Origin of the sequence: Paenibacillus kribbensis (genome assembly GCF_001705305.1) — a bacterium.
GTDB classification, from domain to species: Bacteria; Bacillota; Bacilli; order Paenibacillales; family Paenibacillaceae; genus Paenibacillus; species Paenibacillus kribbensis_B.
Window position 1 is genome coordinate 158,391 of record NZ_MCBP01000001.1, and the last position, 17,418, is coordinate 175,808.

The 17,418-nt window shown below is 47.5% G+C and carries 13 protein-coding genes; 2 read left to right on the plus strand and 11 right to left on the minus strand.

Annotation, left to right across the window (positions count from 1 at the left end; translation table 11 throughout):
• Nucleotides 1-140: 140 nt before the first annotated feature.
• The 5 genes from BAZ21_RS00690 to BAZ21_RS00710 form a co-directional block, all read right to left on the minus strand.
• Nucleotides 141-692, minus strand: a complete 552-nt coding sequence (locus tag BAZ21_RS00690) for a DUF2062 domain-containing protein (protein WP_007430191.1) — start codon at nt 690-692, stop codon at nt 141-143.
• A gap of 144 nt (nt 693-836) precedes the next feature.
• On the minus strand, nt 837-3,290 hold the full coding sequence (locus BAZ21_RS00695; RefSeq protein ID WP_068496185.1) for a glycogen/starch/alpha-glucan phosphorylase: 2,454 nt from the start codon (nt 3,288-3,290) through the stop codon (nt 837-839).
• Between the two features lie 46 nt (nt 3,291-3,336).
• Nucleotides 3,337-4,440 (minus strand): glucose-1-phosphate adenylyltransferase subunit GlgD, encoded by a 1,104-nt coding sequence (gene glgD, locus BAZ21_RS00700; protein ID WP_068496186.1) that lies wholly within the window; start codon nt 4,438-4,440, stop codon nt 3,337-3,339.
• A 23-nt stretch (nt 4,441-4,463) separates the two neighbouring features.
• On the minus strand, nt 4,464-5,609 hold the full coding sequence (locus tag BAZ21_RS00705) for a glucose-1-phosphate adenylyltransferase (RefSeq protein WP_068496187.1): 1,146 nt from the start codon (nt 5,607-5,609) through the stop codon (nt 4,464-4,466).
• A 378-nt stretch (nt 5,610-5,987) separates the two neighbouring features.
• Entirely contained in the window at nt 5,988-6,800 is an 813-nt protein-coding gene (locus tag BAZ21_RS00710; RefSeq protein WP_068496188.1) for a DUF3891 family protein, read from the minus strand.
• Nucleotides 6,801-7,035: 235 nt separating this feature from the next.
• Here BAZ21_RS00710 and BAZ21_RS00715 point away from each other — a divergent pair, with 235 nt between their 5' ends.
• Nucleotides 7,036-7,926, plus strand: a complete 891-nt coding sequence (locus BAZ21_RS00715; protein WP_068496189.1) for a hypothetical protein — start codon at nt 7,036-7,038, stop codon at nt 7,924-7,926.
• Between the two features lie 151 nt (nt 7,927-8,077).
• Here BAZ21_RS00715 and BAZ21_RS00720 read toward each other — a convergent pair whose 3' ends face one another.
• From BAZ21_RS00720 to BAZ21_RS00735, 4 genes are all read right to left on the minus strand, one after another.
• Nucleotides 8,078-8,935 carry a DNA-binding protein gene (locus tag BAZ21_RS00720; RefSeq protein ID WP_068496190.1) on the minus strand — a complete coding sequence of 286 codons (858 nt, stop codon included), beginning with the start codon at nt 8,933-8,935 and terminating at the stop codon, nt 8,078-8,080.
• 115 nt (nt 8,936-9,050) lie between these two features.
• Entirely contained in the window at nt 9,051-9,506 is a 456-nt protein-coding gene (locus BAZ21_RS00725; RefSeq protein ID WP_068496191.1) for an acetyltransferase, read from the minus strand.
• A 121-nt stretch (nt 9,507-9,627) separates the two neighbouring features.
• Complete coding sequence (locus BAZ21_RS00730; RefSeq protein ID WP_068496192.1) at nt 9,628-11,127, minus strand: UxaA family hydrolase; 1,500 nt, start codon at nt 11,125-11,127, stop codon at nt 9,628-9,630.
• A gap of 17 nt (nt 11,128-11,144) precedes the next feature.
• Nucleotides 11,145-12,638 carry a tagaturonate reductase gene (locus tag BAZ21_RS00735; protein WP_068496193.1) on the minus strand — a complete coding sequence of 498 codons (1,494 nt, stop codon included), beginning with the start codon at nt 12,636-12,638 and terminating at the stop codon, nt 11,145-11,147.
• Between the two features lie 334 nt (nt 12,639-12,972).
• Here BAZ21_RS00735 and poxB point away from each other — a divergent pair, with 334 nt between their 5' ends.
• Nucleotides 12,973-14,697 (plus strand): ubiquinone-dependent pyruvate dehydrogenase, encoded by a 1,725-nt coding sequence (poxB, locus tag BAZ21_RS00740; RefSeq protein ID WP_068496194.1) that lies wholly within the window; start codon nt 12,973-12,975, stop codon nt 14,695-14,697.
• A gap of 100 nt (nt 14,698-14,797) precedes the next feature.
• Here the strand turns inward: poxB and BAZ21_RS00745 are convergent, their stop codons facing one another.
• Both BAZ21_RS00745 and BAZ21_RS00750 read right to left on the minus strand, forming a co-directional pair.
• A complete protein-coding gene (locus tag BAZ21_RS00745) occupies nt 14,798-15,802 on the minus strand; it encodes a LacI family DNA-binding transcriptional regulator (RefSeq protein WP_068496195.1) in 1,005 nt (334 codons plus the stop codon).
• 86 nt (nt 15,803-15,888) lie between these two features.
• On the minus strand, nt 15,889-17,289 hold the full coding sequence (locus BAZ21_RS00750; protein ID WP_068496196.1) for a glycoside-pentoside-hexuronide (GPH):cation symporter: 1,401 nt from the start codon (nt 17,287-17,289) through the stop codon (nt 15,889-15,891).
• Nucleotides 17,290-17,418: the final 129 nt, after the last annotated feature.

Sequence of the window (17,418 nt, forward strand, 5' to 3'; positions counted from 1 at the left end):
GTGTTGTATGCACACGTATTGTAAACGATTTGAGTGGATGAAGCCAATCATGTGAACTTAAGACTCGGGTCAGAAATCCCAAACCGAAAGAAGCCCCTCAAGCCTAAATGATAGGCTCAAGGAGCTTCTTATTTACTACGTTATCCGTTTTTCAGCAGTCTGGCCGCTGAAAAGGCTGTACCATGACGCAATTTCCGTTTTTCCAGCCGTTTGTGCAGCGAACGGTTATACAAGACCTGAATGACAAAATACGAGATAATGCCCAGTACCACACCGAAAATCGACATCCCGATCAGAATGTGCAGCCCTCCGTGCAGCAAGTCTCTGAATACAGACCAGTTGCCATGAAACAGCTCCATAAAAGAATGCTCGTGAAGTCGACCGCCTCTGACGTGTACCGGATAATGAGATGGGTAAATCCAAGCCCCAAGCTGCTTGGCGAACGGCATCAGCACAATCGGTAAAAAGGTCAGCTTGCCTACAACGTTACCCACAATGGCCGCAGGCATCGAACCGCCGGACAGCCGAACAATGGGATAAAACACAAGGTAAATCAGAGATGCCGTGGAAATCACAATCATCTCCAGCCCGAAGCCAATGGCAAAGCCCAAGGAGATTTTTTTGACGCCACCAGGTGCACGCAACAGCTTGATAAAATTCAGACGAATCGCCCGCCATATATTTTGGAACATATTATATTTCTTCTTCGATTTATGAGGTTTGAGCCTGTTCGGATTGAGCTTGATCAATAGGAGGACTCCTTTAACAGTATGTTTATACTGTCATTATAACCCTCAGCGGTCGAAAAGCAATGCTATTCCGCCTGTTTCGCTTTTTTAGGACAAGATTCGCTTGTTGACATCGTTTTTGAGAGGTACAATGTCCCAAATTTCCGCTGCGTACTGCTGAATTGTGCAATCACTGGAAAATTGGCCGGAATGAGCCATATTCACAATGGCACGCCGCGTCCACTCGGACGGATTCCGGTACACTTGCTCCACATGAACCTGCGTATCCACATAGGCTGCGAAGTCCTTGAGCACAAAGTATTCATCATTATGATCAATCAGGGATTGATAAATGGCCTCAAATTCTCGTTCATGCCGTGTAAAAGGAGCATCGTTTACCAGCTGATCCAACACTTCGCGCAGTCTTTCGTCACTGTTGGCTGTTTTACGCGCCGAATATTGGCCGTCCTGAACATACACCTCAATCTGATCCACCTTCAAGCCAAAAATGAACATGTTGGCATCGCCCACCATGTCATGCATTTCCACATTGGCTCCATCCAATGTACCCAGGGTGAGTGCGCCGTTCATCATAAATTTCATATTTCCTGTGCCTGAGGCTTCCTTGCCTGCCGTAGAGATCTGCTCACTGACATCCGCTGCAGGAATGATCAGCTCCGCCAGCGAAACTGAATAATTTTCGAGAAAAACCACTTTCAGCTTGTCCCTGACATCCACATCCCGATTGATCGTATCCGCCACATTGTTAATCAGTTTAATTGTCTGCTTGGCAAGAAAATAGCCCGGAGCTGCTTTAGCCCCAAAAATAAAAGTGCGTGGCACCATATCAAGCGAAGGATTATTTTTGAGCTGGTTATACAGATGCATCACATGCAAAATGTTAAGCAGCTGTCGCTTGTAGCCATGTAGCCGTTTGACCTGTACATCAAAAATCGAGGACGTATCCAGCCGGACACCGTATTTAGCCAATATATGATCGGCAAGCCTGATTTTATTATTTCGCTTAATCGTCTGAATCCGCTCCTGGAACGACTCTTCCCCACTGTAACGAAGCAGGTCGATCAGCTCGCGTGGACGGGTTCTCCAATGTGTACCGATCGTTTCATCATACAAGCTTGCCAGCTCAGGGTTCGCGTGCATCAGCCAGCGACGATGGGCAATTCCGTTCGTTTTATTGTTAAAACGACCAGGGTACAGCTCGTGAAACGACTTCATTTCACGTTCCTTCAATATTTGTGTGTGCAACGCCGCTACCCCGTTAACGCTGTAGCTGCCGACGATAGCCAAATGGGCCATGCGGATTTGTTCACCGTGAATAATCGCCAGCTGTCCAATTTTGATGTCCTGACCTGGATAACGTTCGAGCAGCATAGCGCAATAACGCTTGTTAATCTCTTCAATGATTAAACAAATACGAGGAAGCAGCTCCCGCACCATATTGACAGGCCATTGCTCCAAGGCCTCGCTCAATATCGTATGATTGGTATACGAAACCGTCCGGGTCGTAATATCCCATGCTTCGTCCCAGCCCAAGCCCTTTATGTCCATTAGAATACGCATCAGTTCGGGTATCACCAGCGTTGGATGCGTATCGTTAATGTGCAGCGCAATTTTGTCAGGCAACTGGCTGTACGGTAAACGAAGCTTCTCGAACGTACGCAAAATACTTTGCAATCCGGCCGAGCACAGAAAGTACTGCTGCTTCAAGCGAAGCAGCTTGCCCTCATAATTGGAATCATCCGGGTAGAGAAAAGCCGAAATGGACTCCACCGAGCGATTATAGTCGAGAAAGCGGTAGTAGCCACCTTCGCCCCGAATCGGCCCTCGGACGGGGTCTAGCGCTGATTCCGCGCTCCAAATCCGCAGCGTGTTCACCTGTGCGTGTCCATAGCCCACCAGCGGAATATCATATGGAACAGCCCAGACTGTTTCGGCATCCTGAGTCTCGAATACGAGACGGCCATCCTGTTCACGAGCCTCCACCCGTCCCCAAAAGTGGACCTCGACCTTCTTGTCAGGGCGGCGTTCCTCCCATACATTGCCCTTTTGCAGCCAGTAATCCGGCAGCTCCACCTGATTTCCGTCTACAATACGCTGCTCAAACAGACCATACTTATATCGGATGCCGCAGCCATGTCCAGCATAGCCGAGGGATGCCAGCGAATCCATGAAGCAAGCGGCCAGACGACCGAGACCGCCATTTCCCAGCCCGGCGTCTGCCTCCTGTTCTTCGATTTCTCCCAGGTCCCATCCCAATTCTCCCAGTGCTTGCCGAACCATATCCAATACACCCAAATTCAGCAAATTGCTGCCCAGCAGACGGCCTATCAAAAACTCCAGCGAAAAGTAATAGACCTGCTTCTCTTGTCCTTCTTTATAGGCTTGGTTCGTTTCCGCCCATTTCTTGCCGACCTGTTCGCGGATCATACCGCCCAAAACCTTATATACGTCTTCCGCCTGAGCTTCCTGCATCGGTTTGCCCAGCCTTCCGACCAGTTGCTCTCGAAAAGCCTGCTTAAAAGCTTCTTTATTGCTGAACAAAGGTGTAACCTCCTGTATTTCGGTTTTAAAATGCAGAATATATTTTCTAAATGACGATGTTCTTGGCAATGACATAGGGAACCTTAGTGTCTCCAATCAGAGTCCTTTCCGATGAAAGCTCCACATCCTTATCCAAAATTACATTCTGGACAATGGCGCCTTTGCGAATCGTGCATTTTTGCATAATAATCGAGTTGCTTACCCGCGCGCCCTCCTCTATCCGTACCCCGCGAAAAAGAATGCTATTCTCAACCTTGCCCCCAATCGTGCAGCCATTGGCGACAAGCGAATGCTCCACCTCAGCGCTGTGGGTGAAGCGGGTCGGGGCTTCGTACTTGATTTTGGTATGCACCGCCTGATCCTGAAACAGCGCTTGATACTGCTGCTGATCCAGCAACTTCATGCTATTTTTATAGTAACTCTCGATGGAATTAATGACCGCATGATACCCTTCATAAGGATACGCAAAAATGCGTAGTCCGCTTGGATTTTTCTGAATCGCATCCCGGAAGAAATGATTATCCTGATGGGCAATGCAATGCTTCACCTGATCCAGGTACAAGCTTTTGTCCATTACGAACATTTCCAGATAAATATTATGATGATCCTGCTCCTGATGAATGCCGGTCACTCGCCCGTCCTCGGCAATCTCCAGCCGTACGCAAGGCGCATGCTCAGATTCGAGCTGCTCTGTAGCTTTGTAGACAAGGGTAACGTCTGCATTCTTTTCCCGATGATAACGGTATACATCCTCAATATCTACCTTGTTGACATGCTGTGTTCCTGCATGTATAATGACTTGCCCTGCTGAGCGATGAAAAAAGTCCAGGTTGTTGTGCACATGCTGCAAATCCCCGCGTGAACCATCCGTCGGATCATTCCAGTCCGGCGGTAAAATAAACAGCCCACCTCGTCTGCGATCCAAATCCCAGGGCCGTCCTTCACCCAGATGATCCAGCAGCGAACGGTATTTGCGGCGGACAAACAGTGCAATATCATGCACCCCTGCATGCATCATGTTGGATAAGGTAAAATCAATGAGCCGGTATCGACCGGCAAAGGGAACTGCGGCCCCGCACCGGAAATAGGTCAACTCCTTCAACTGATCCAGTTCGTGATCCAGGTTGATAACTCCAATGAGTCGGCTCATAGCGGACACCGTCCTTATCCGGGTTATATTCGTGCATGAAGCTTGCATTCCTGATCGAACAAAATAATCTCATCCGGGCTATCCTCAGATCCGATGACCATGTTGTCATCAATAATCATGTTCTCGTTCACGATAGCCCGATGAATACGAACATTGCGTCCAATTTTAACGTTCGGCATGATGACGGATTCGGTAATAACGCTGCCCCTGCCTACTTCGACCCCATAGAACAGCACGGAATGCCTTACTTCTCCGTCCACCATGCATCCTTCATTGACAATGCTGTTTTTCAAAATCGCTCGTTGGGTGATGTACTGAGCCGGTTGATTGGGACTGCGGGTATAGATACGCCAGAAAGAGTCATTCAAATCCAAAGGCGGGTCCTGCGCCAGTAGATCCATATTAGCCTCCCACAAGCTTTGAATCGTGCCTACATCCTTCCAGTACCCGGCAAACGGATAGGCATACAGCGACCGTCCATGCTGGAGCAGCATCGGAATAATATCCTTGCCAAAATCATGCGAGGATTCAGAATCGCTTGCGCTTTCCAGCAGATAGCGACGCAGTACCTCCCATTTGAACAAATAAATGCCCATCGAGGCCAGTGTACTTTTCGGCTGTTCCGGCTTCTCCTCAAAATCGTATATTTTCAGGTCATCATCGGTGTTCAGAATCCCGAACCGTTTGGCTTCCTGAATCGTGACATTGATGACAGAAATCGTGCAGTCTGCTCCCTTTTCCTTGTGATAGTCGAGCATGCGACTGTAGTCCATTTTATAGATGTGATCGCCTGACAAAATCAGTACATGATCGGGGTCATACTGATCCAAAAAATGCAAATTACGGTAAATCGCATCCGCTGTACCTCTATACCAGTTGTTCCCGTCCTCTTTTTCATGCGGAGGTAACACAAAAACTCCTCCATCCAGGCGATCCAAATCCCAGTCGCTGCCTACGCCGATGTACGAATGGAGCACCAACGGTTCGTACTGGGTCAATACGCCTACCGTATCAATACCAGAATGGGCGCAATTGCTAAGGGGGAAATCAATGATACGGTAGGTTCCTCCAAAAAATACAGCCGGTTTGGCAAGTGTCCGGGTCAGTCCTTTGAGTCTTTTGCCCTGTCCGCCGGCAAGCAGCATGGCCACCACTTCCTTCTTTCTCATCACAAAGACCTCCCTGTCATGTGCGTCTGAAGCAATTGCGGCAGGATATTGGGATCATATCCATTAAACGTGAATAGACACTCGTAATCGTTTCATTGTCGATGGAACGGGTAAGATTTCATGGAAAGGGTAAAACCATAGTTATGCGGAACAAGCGCAGGGAAGCACTAAATTGTAAAATCTCGTTCAGCATTTCACATTAAAGAGGTGCTATTCATGAAAAATAAAAAATGGGTGGTAGCCGCATTGGGAATGGGTGTTACGTATCTGATGAGAATTTGATGAGAAATAAAGGGGCATCCGATAAGAAAAAAAGAGCCTCTCTGAGTGGATTTATTCAGGGAGGCTTTGCTCTGTCCGGGACCATATCGGTAGACGTCAGGCATTCTCCTTGCGTTTTTCTACTTCCATGATATGTTCGACGGTAAAGGTTCGATGCTTCCATTCGGAGGAACGGTAGGCTTGCAGAAGCCCTGAGGCATGAATTTGCTCTTTGTCCACCTGCTTAAAGGTATGAGTAATCCCCACCTTCCCTTTAAAAGGAAAAAAAGAGAGACCCACTGTCTGATCCGATAACCATTCGGCCCGAACCCGCCCTCCTTCATGGCGAACAGCCGGGAAGGTCAAACCATCAGCAAACCATTCATAATCTGCCGCAGGCGTCCCTGGCTCCCGGCTGCACAGAAACAGACTTAATTCGTCGCAGAACAACATTCTGCGCACATCCGTACGCACCTGATGATCGAAGGTGACGCCGCCCGCCAGCTCCTGTTTGAGCCTGTGTCGTCGCTGTTCCTCCGCCTCCAGATAAGCACGCGTAAGCTGCTTGTCCTGAGCATTTTCATGCTCGGTCCGTCCGACCAGCTCCTTGTACATCAAGCTGCACAGCAACGCCGCATACGAATTCACCTGCTCGACTTCATCAATCCCAAGCTGATAAAACACAAAACGAGGACTGAGCGGAAAATCAATAAACGTATAAGGTGCAGATACATGATCATTCCAGAAAGGAGCAGCGTCCAACTTAATCCAACCCCGGTCATGCTCCTTGGCTGCATATACAAAATCCTGCTTATGCCGCCTATTCTTGAAGGCACTCTCTTCCCATTGTGAAGCCAGTTCACCTGAAATGTGGGCATGGTCATGCTGCGTTGTCATTACATAAGCTTGGTCCGTTTCATAAATAACCATATGCTCTCCCCTTCCGTTTGGCGATTCATCTGATATGTGTACAAACTTTCTGATCGAAGGACATGGTTATACTTACATTTATTATATCAGGATAAGGGTAAAAAGGCAGTGAAGTTTTAAAGGCTCACACATACAATATCTTCTAAAGAATTTACGAAAAAGACTATCAGATGGTACGATAAGACTATTGATGTTCCAATCATTACCTATGTACCTAGATCAGGAGGATTACAAGATGGAAGAATTAGTTCGTTCGATTCAAAAACAGGTTCGAATCAAAAGAGTTGCCTGTTGGGCGGGGATCATTATGTTCGGCCTTGGCACGTTAGTTGGCATTGCGACACAAGAATGGTTTATGACGCTCCTTTCGCTTGGGCTGACCGTTCTGGCGGTCTATGGGTTAACCCAGATGAGTGGTATGACGAAGTATGCCTCGGAGTATCAACCGGGGAAAGGGTTCCGCTACTATCGCCGTACGGTTCAACAAAAACTGCGTTATCTTACTTGGGGGCAATGCTTTCTGGCCGTATTTATCGTCCTGCTTTTCTTCTTGCGGAACGGCGGGCTCATCCCTTTTCTCATGGCCGTTTTTGGTATACTAACCATTCAGTTCAGCATTAAGAAACGGATTAAAAATCATCAGGAACCCGATGCTGCTGTGTTGGATGATTTTGTACGCATGGGGATTGTTGCTGCGCATGAACAGATTATTGGAGTGTACAAAGATTTTGTACATTTAACCCATACGTTTCGGGGAAACCAGATTATTATCGTTACAGACAAACGCCTGATTTCTGTATTTGTGGAAGAACACGGGCGTGCGTTAAAAACCGAGATGCTGCTTGCGGGTATACACAAGGTGCGGGCCATCGGCACGGGCTTTCAGGGCCAAGGTTTATTGCTGTCCGTAAGCAACCGCGACCATAACGAGCTCCATATTCATATGGTCGGGAAAAGTATATTCTTTTCTCCAGAGCAGTTCATCGGTTCCTTATTGCGGGCACTGGATGCAGCACTAAAAATTGGGACATACCCTGCAAAAGAAGCATTTCCGGCTTACCAACAAACGCAGATTTCATTGCACCCCTCAGAACAAGGTCTCCTGCATAAGCCCACAACGGCTTAAATAAACGCCCAATAGCAAGTAAGCCCTGATCATGATGAGCTTGCTTGCTATTAGGTATACCTTCCTGTTCTACTTTACTTCTGCCTATTAATGATTGGCTCCATGATAGAATACCGAAATGAGGTCATGACTTGTAACAAACACCAGCAAGCTAAACAGACTGAGCGACAGAGGCCGTGAAATCAATTTTTTCATCCTTTAACACTCCTTTTAAAATAGTTATATATTGGTCTTGCTGTGTTGCTGTAGCTTGGGTTCGGAAAATCTCAAATATAGCGGTACATTTTCTAAACTCATGCTCATGTTCCATACCCAGGGTATCTGACAGCATAAGGGATTGCAGAATATAATCCAATGCAGCTGTAACTTTTTGCTGCTTGATGTAGTAAAGAGCCAGTTGATAGCAGAAGCGAAAATAATAAGATACATTTACGGGCTCTTCTAAATATTTGAAATCATCAATTTGTTCGGCAAATGATTGAAGTATAGCCTCTAAAGGATAGTCATGCCTGTATGCACCTTCTACGATAGAAAGAAGCCCCGGTAACAGCTCCTCCGGATTGTCTCTAAGAAATTGGACGTATTCCTGCAGCACTTCAGCATAGCCGGACAAAATATCAAGGGCATACAGATTGGCTCTGGCAGCAAGGCGATAATATTCGACTTCCGCTTCCCCCTGCTGATCAAGGCCATTAAACCAGCCCAATTCCGCATATTTTTCGATACAATCCCGGGCGGCTTCATAATTACCCTGTTTTTGGAAGGTCATGCCTTTCATAAGATGACTGTAGCCGTAGTAATATACTATCGGCCGTTTGCTATGTATGAGTTGTACAGGCTTCTTGCGCGCTTTATAAAGCTGCAGCTCCTGATACTTTTGGCTGGCATGGTTATACAGAAGATCACATAAAACAATCATGTTGGCTCCGTCTGCAAATGAAAATGACAGCTTAATCATGTTAACAAGTGTGTCCAGATCTGTGATATGGGAGTGAACGAGATCATCCACCCTCCCCACCTCCTTGTCCGACTTTTAGTACTCATCAAACAAAAGCATGATCTACGTTCTATCTAAAATATAACTTAATTACGTATTTATTACGTAATTAAGTTATATCATAAAATCAAACATATGGCAATAATAACTCCATATGAAGCAAAGGAAATGCCCGACCTGATCCATCCAGCTCAGATCGCCCTGTTTGGACAAAGCCAAAATGCTTGTAGAAAGCATGTGCTTTCTCATTTTGCTCATTCACGTCCACTTTGAGGTGTGTACCTTTTATTTTACCCGCATGTTGGATGAGCCGGCTGCCTATACCCTGCCCATGCAACTCAGGATCGACAAATAGCATCTCTATTTGGGGTCCGGCCAGCCCGATAAATCCTGTTGGACCTTTACCTTCATTCCACGCCATCCAAATTTCGACTTCTCTAAGAGCGCCATTGCACACGATATGATGATAAAATTGGATATCCTCTTCCTTTAAAAAGGTGTGTGTCTCGCGTACAGCCCGATACCAAATATCTACGAGCTGATCATGATTCTCTTCCCGATAAGCAACAATTGCATCCCGCACTGTAATTCCCCCTATTCCTAAAATGATTCGGTTTCCCCGTAAGTCTAGCACGCCTATTTGGAGATATACAACGTAAAAAGGGAAGCGGTATAAATTCCGCCTCCCAATGTGTTACAAGCTGCTACAACGTAACCCCGTTTTTAAAAATAGCAAGCTCCCTGAAATTGTTTTTCTCGTTGTTTACCCAAGTTCCGCTGGCTACATCGACAATGTAATCCACAAAGTTGCGGAGCGCATCTTCCATGCTGACATCCTCCACCAATGAACCGGCATTATAGTCGATCCAGTGCGGTTTGGACTTATAGAGCGGCGAATTGGTCGATACCTTCATCGTCGGAACAAAGGAGCCAAAAGGCGTGCCGCGTCCGGTTGTGAAAATAACGAGCTGGCAGCCCGCTGCTGCGAGAGCCGAAGATGCAACCAGATCGTTCCCCGGTGCGCTGAGCAGGTTGAGCCCTTTGGTCTTTAGACGCTCCCCGTACTGAATAACATCCGTAACCGTGGAAGAACCGGATTTTTGCGTACAGCCCAGTGATTTATCCTCCAGTGTCGTAATGCCCCCTGCTTTATTGCCCGGTGACGGATTTTCGTATACCGGCTGCTTGTAATCCAGAAAATATTGCTTAAAATCGTTAATCAGATGTACGATCTTGCCGAATACTTGCTCATCGGCAGCACGCTCCATTAAAATGGTCTCCGCGCCAAACATTTCAGGCACCTCAGTCAGCACCGTCGTTCCACCCTGCGCTGCCATATAATCCGACAGTCGACCAAGCAGTGGATTGGCAGTAATGCCCGACAGACCGTCAGAGCCGCCGCATTTCAAGCCAATGTTCAGCTCGGATAAAGGCACAGGCTCACGCCGATCTTCCTGCACTGCCGCAAAAATTTCATGCAGCAGCCGTACCCCTTCCTCCACCTCGTCCGATACTTCCTGAGACAGCAAAAATTTTACCCGCTCCGGATCATATTCACCGATAGCTTCCTTAAATTCCTTCATTTCGTTGTTCTCGCAGCCCAAGCCAAGCACAAGCACACCGCCCGCGTTCGCGTGCTTTACGGCATCAATTAAAATCGTGCGTGTATGCGCATGATCGTCTCCCAGCTGAGAACAACCATAATTATGCTTGAGCACAAGTGCATTTTCAAAAGGCGTAATATCGCCCACTTCCTGCTTGAAGCGATTCAATATAAGCTCGGCAATCCCGTTCACACAACCGACTGTTGGGACAATCCACAACTCATTGCGAATTCCCACACGACCGTCCTTACGCCGAAAGCCTTGAAATGTCCGGCTCTCCTGTTCATATAAAGGGGCCGCTGGCTTGGGGTTGTAGGTGTACTCCTCCACGCCCGTCAGATTTGTCTTCGTATTATGCGTATGCACATGCTGCCCGGCCTGAATGGGCTGAATGGCATGGCCGATGGGATATCCGTATTTCAGGACGTGCTCACCTTCGGGTATGTTGTGCAGCGCAATTTTATGCCCACGCGCCACATCGTCGACCAGCTCCACGCGTTGATCTTCTTGCGTACCCCATGCCAGCGTCTCTCCCCGCTTGTAATCGCGCAAAGCGACAGCCACGTTATCTTGATGATGGATTTGAATGAATTCCAGCATTCCGGTTTCCTCCTTGCTTATGCTCTGGGCACACTGTTCCCGGTTAGAGATTCCAGCGTCTCCTTTATTCCTCTGCTTGTCATTTCATACACGTGCTGTGCCGTCTGTTCGGCCAGACCCTCGATCTGGTTCAGGTCTTGACCCCACCATGTCTGCTTGCCAAGTACCTGTTCGGTCAATTGCTTCGCCCCGGCAAGTGTTCCGTCATATCTACTCCACAGCTCACCAAATGCGCCCAACACTTCAGCTTCATCTGCCAGGGCGATCGACTCGCCGTTTCGGTCTCCTCGGTAAAATACAAGCAGAGACGCCAGCGAAAATACCATTTTAGCGGGCAATGCCTTATGCTGCTTCACATACTGTAGCAAGGACGGCAAGTTCCGTGTCTTGAACTTGGACACCGAATTCAGAGCGATGCTCATGACATAATGATTCACATATGGATTACGGAAACGTTCAATAACATCGTCGGCGTATACATTCAATTCCGCTTCCGGGGAGTCCAGTGTCGGAATAATTTCGTCTCGAATCAGCGACTGGATAAAAGCGCCCATGACATGATGCTCGACCGCCTGCCCCACCGTATCCAGACCATATAAATAAGCGACAGGTGTAAGCGCCGTATGCGCCCCATTCAAAATGCGCACCTTACGTGTACGATAGGGCGCCATATCGTCAACAATCAGCACATTCAATCCTGCCAAATGAGCTGGCAGTTCTTCCTTCAGCCACTGCGGTCCTTCAATGACCCACAGATGATACTGCTCTCCTACAACGACCAAATCGTCCTTGTAGCCCAATTCTGCTTGAATTTCATGAATTCTGTCTCTGGGATAGCCAGGTACGATCCGGTCTACCAAGCTGTTGCAGAACGTATTTGCTTCCTTCAGCCATGTTGTAAATTCAGCCCCAAGCCCCCATTGATCCGCATATCTCAGCACAATCTCCTTGAGCGCATCTCCATTGCGGTCGATCAGCTCGCACGGAATGATCACCAGTCCCTTGCTCCGATCACCTTTGAAAAATTGAAAGCGCTTGTACAGTAAAGCGGCCAATTTACCTGGAAAGCTCTTTTGCGGACGATCTTCCAGCCGATCCTCTGGCACATAAGCGATCCCTGCTTCCGTCGTGTTCGATACGACAAAGCGCAGCTCAGGCTTTTGGGATAACGCTTCATATTCAACAAAGTCTGAGGTGTACGGATTGAGCCCACGGGTTACACACTCCACTACGGTATGTTCCTTCATGGCTTGCCCGTCCTTAATCCCTTCGAGAATAACCGTATACAGGCCGTCCTGCTCACCCAGCTTCTCCACCATGCCTGCTGGCTGCGGTTGTACAATGACAACACCCGTATTCCATTCAGCCAGTTTATTCATTTTGTCGAATTGCCAGTCTACAAACGCACGCAGGAAGTTTCCTTCCCCAAATTGCAACACCCTCTCAGGATACGGCTCTGTTACAATAAAGCTTTTTCTGTTTAATTGGTCTAATTCATCTACTTTTTTCATCCGGAGTATCCTCCCACTATTACCATTATGATTGCAAGGTTATTTTATCACAATGCACACGTGAACAAAATAGTTTTCTCAATATTTTTAGTTTTTATATATATTAATGACAATAATATGAACACGTTAACATACAAGTTTGTACAACAATCCGCAGTCGATGCCACTCCTTCTGCTGTTTCGCACCTGATCCAAGACGGTTAAGGGCTAACTATCCTCCTTTGCCGCAAGCTTGTTCTTATATATCTCAGGAGAATAAATGCAAGAAAGCACGGGCAGGATAACGTTACTTAATAGACAAAGGCTAGACAAGGACCAGGCAGGAGGAGCTTCTATGAAGACAATCGCAGATACTATTGTACAAGTTTTGGTCAACGCAGGGGTCAAACGGATTTATGGCATCGTTGGAGACTCTTTAAATAATATGGTTGATTCCATTCGCAGTAATGGTCAAATTGAATGGATTCATGTAAGGCACGAAGAGGTGGCTGCCTTTGCAGCCGGGGCAGATGCTGACCTTAGTGGAAGCATTGCTGTATGTGCCGGAAGCAGTGGTCCCGGAAATTTGCATCTGATTAACGGATTATATGATTGCCACCGCAATCGGGTACCTGTACTCGCTATTGCAGCCCATATTCCAAGTGACGAGATCGGAAGTGAATACTTTCAGGCTACACATCCCGAGCATCTTTTCGGAGAATGCAGTCACTTCTGTGAGGTTATTACAACACCAAGGCAGGTTCCTAGAACACTGACCATGGCCATTCAACAGGCCGTTTCACGTTCAGGTGTCTCCGTCATTGTTCTTCCCGGTGATATAGCAGGTTTGGAAGCGGAAAAGGTCCTCGTCCCCGAACACGTCTACCATCCTACTGCACCTGTAGTGCATCCGTCACCTTCCGAAATTTCCCGGCTGGCCGAGTATTTGAATAAAGGCGAGCGTATTACTTTACTATGTGGGGCCGGCTGTGCACAATCTCACGAATTGCTCATGCAACTGTGTGACAAGCTAAAATCACCCATGGTATCCGCACTGCGAGGCAAGGAATATCTGGAATATAGCAATCCTTATTATGCAGGCTTAACCGGGCTGATCGGATATTCCTCCGGGTACCATGCGATGATGGATTGTGACGTTCTGCTCATGCTCGGAACCGATTTTCCTTACAGACAATTTTATCCCGAGGATGCGATTGTGCTGCAGGTAGATATAGAGCCCGCCCATCTCGGCAGACGCACTCCTTTAACCTATGGATTGTGCGGGGATGTAAAAGCAACGCTGGAGATGCTGCTTCCTCATTTAACGTCAGAGCATGAGTCCAAGCATCTGGAAAAAGCCGTCTCCCACTATACCAAGGTCCGCGAGGAGCTGGATGAACTGGCGGTTGGTAAACCAGGCCATATACCGATCCATCCGCAATATCTCACCAAGATCATTAGTGATCTCGCTCAGGAAAACGCCATTTTCACCTGTGATGTCGGTACGCCGACGGTGTGGGCAGCACGTTATTTGCAGATGAACGGCCAGCGGCGGCTTATCGGTTCCTTCAACCATGGGACGATGGCTAACGCACTGCCGCAAGCAATTGGTGCACAGGCCACTGAGCCTGCTCGGCAGGTTATTTCCCTCTCGGGCGATGGCGGACTCACGATGCTGATGGGCGATCTGCTTACCCTTAAACAGTATCAATTGCCTGTTAAAGTCATTGTATTCAATAATGGCGCTCTTGGTTTTGTCGAGTTGGAAATGAAGGCAGCCGGGTTTCTGGAAAGTGGTACCGAGCTGGTTAACCCTGATTTTGGCGCTGTAGCGCAAGCCATGGGACTCAAGGGCATCCGGGTTGAAGATCCATCTATGCTGGAGGATGCCATTCAGCAAGCATTGGATTATAATGGTCCTGTGGTGGTGGATGTGGTCGTGAACCGTCAGGAGCTATCCATGCCGCCTAAAATTAATCTTAAACAAGCAAAAGGTTTTACCTTATGGATGATGAAAGCGGTACTGAACGGTCGCGGTGACGAGATTGTTGAACTGGCAAAAACCAATCTTATACGTTAAATACCGATGAAGCAGCACGATTTCAACAAAAAAAGGGCAGGAACAGCGCATAATGCACTGGACCTACCCTTTTGCAGCCTGCCTGTTTTCAGAATGATACTCAGCCTGGTCTCTTAGCCGTGGATTTCCGCTTCATGAGCGCAGTCTCCATAAATATAAGCTCACCCTCGTTCGACGGCGACTGAATCCGTTCGAGAATGCACTCAGCTCCGCGCGCGCTAATCTGCTCGATCGGTCTTTTGACCGTCGTTAACGGCGGGGTTGTATACATGGAGAAACCAATATCGTCAAAGCCAATAACAGATACGTTCTCCGGTACCTTCAAGCCGTTTTCAAATACTGCATTCATCGCACCGATGGCCATATCATCGTTAGAGCAAAATACCGCAGTCGGCGGCTCCTGCAAGGAGAGCAGCTGCTTCATCGCCTGGCTTCCGCTTTCAGTGTCATAATGCCCCTGGACGATGTATTCGTGTCGGATTGGCTTGCCACTATCAATCAGCGCGTTCATGAACCCTTCGCGGCGCTGCTGGGTAGACTTAAAGCCTTCGACCCCTTCGATGATCGCGATGCGTTCATGCCCGCTTTCAATGAGAAAGGAAACCGCCGCATAGGACCCTTCCTTATCATTGGAAATCACATTCACGATGCCGGCTCCGGACACCTGTCGGTTCAGTACAACAAGCGGAATGCCCTGACCGAGCACATGATAAATAAACGGGTTGTCCGCTTCGCTTTGACTCATCAGAATGATGCCATCAAAACGCTTGCGGTGAATGGCCGAAAAATCAGTATAATCGTCAATTCCTCGCACAAACAAATTGTAGTCCACCCCGATGACATGATTCACTCCACGTATGGTATCCGCAAAAAAACTGGAGCTGGTACCTTGTGAAATACTGGTGAAAAACAGGCCAATCGTATGCGAGCGCTGGAGAACAAGGCTTTTGGCGTTAAAGTTTGGAATATAATTCAGTTGCTCTGCCAATTCCATAATCTTGCGTTTCGTATCTTCTTTAATCAGCGGGCTATTGTTGAGCGCCCGGGAGACGGTTGTATGGGAAACATTCGCCAATTTGGCAATGTCTTTAATGGTAGCTGCCATATACGTATCCTTTCTTTAGTGAGGCTCTAAAAAATTATATACTCACCATACCACAGGAGCCGCCCGGAAAAGAAGACTTTCACAAATTATACGCGGTTTTCCGCATGTCGACGCTGCAAATCTTGAACCATTTCTGCATGTTTGCTGTCAGTCAGCTTATACATTTTACCGATGACCAGCATGGCCAAAGCCAGGGCAATAGCCGGATAGAGACACAGCAGTGCCTTGATCCCGAGCAGTGTCCCAGAGGACTGAACCACGTTCGGAACATATCCGACAAACGCCAGTCCGATACCCGACAGAAAGCCGGACAAAGATTGAGCCAACTTACGCGAAAAGTTGAATAGTGAGTACGTAATCCCTTCCTTCCGCTCCCCGGATGACCATTCGCCGTAGTCAATGATATCGGAGACAAATGCCCAGGTAACTCCGTTAGGAATACTGATACCAATGAACGAAATACTGGCCAGAATTGTGAAAATATATACATTTGAAGGCATAAAAAAGTTCAAGGAATCGGCAATGACACTAACCAGCATCCCGAGTATGGCTGTTTTTCGTTTACCAAAGCGCCGTACCAGCTTGGGCAGGAACAACACACCCAGCAGCGAAGAGCCGATAATAATAAAATTCATATACGCCATTAGCTCTACATGCCCCAAATTATATTCGGCAAAATAGACTAGCAGTGCAGACTTGATATTGTACGCGGATATGGTGAAAATCGTCATTAAAACAAGTACCAGCAAAGGCTTGTTAGTCGTAAAAGTGTGTACAATAACGCCTAAAGATAGCTTTTCCTTTGGTCCGGATTGACTAATAATGCGTTCTTTCGTTCCTCGGTAACATACAATGAAAGCAATCACACCAATGAGTGACATGATTCCCATCACAACCGGATAGCCAACATGATGGTTAGGAAACAGCAAAATAAGCGGCATGACAACGACACTGGTTACAAATAATGCGCCCAGTGAGCCCGCCTGACGGAAAGAAGACAAGGAGGCACGCTGAATGGTATCCTGCGTAATGGCCGCACCCAGTGAGCCATATGGAATATTTACAATAGAATAGCCAATCCCCCAGATCATATAGGACGCATAAGCGTAAATGAGTTTGCCTGTGGGTGAAATATTGGGCGAAATAAATGTAAGAATCGTAAGAATCGCAAGGATAACGCTTCCAAAGATGAGAAAAGGCCTGAATTTTCCACGTGAACCGATATGTTTGCGATAATCAACAAAGGACCCGACAACCGGATCACATATGGCAGCAAAGAGCTTGCTGGCCAAAAAGATGCCGGCTGCTGCTCCCGCTGAAACACCTGCCACATCCGTAAAAAATTTCAGCAGATACAGCTGCCCCAAATCAAACATGAATCCATTACCAAAGTCACCCATACCGTACGAAATCTTTTCTTTCAGGCTAATGTGCTCGCCTGCTTTGTTGTCAGCTTGAACGCTCGCCTGTACGATAGGCACTCCCATACCTACACACTCCTCTTTATTTGTGATTTTATTCACATAAATGTTTGATGTCTACTCGTTTGTCACTCGCTCTTACCAGGCCATTAAATACAGCTCCTGGCAAGAGCATCTTTTTTTATGAAATTGATA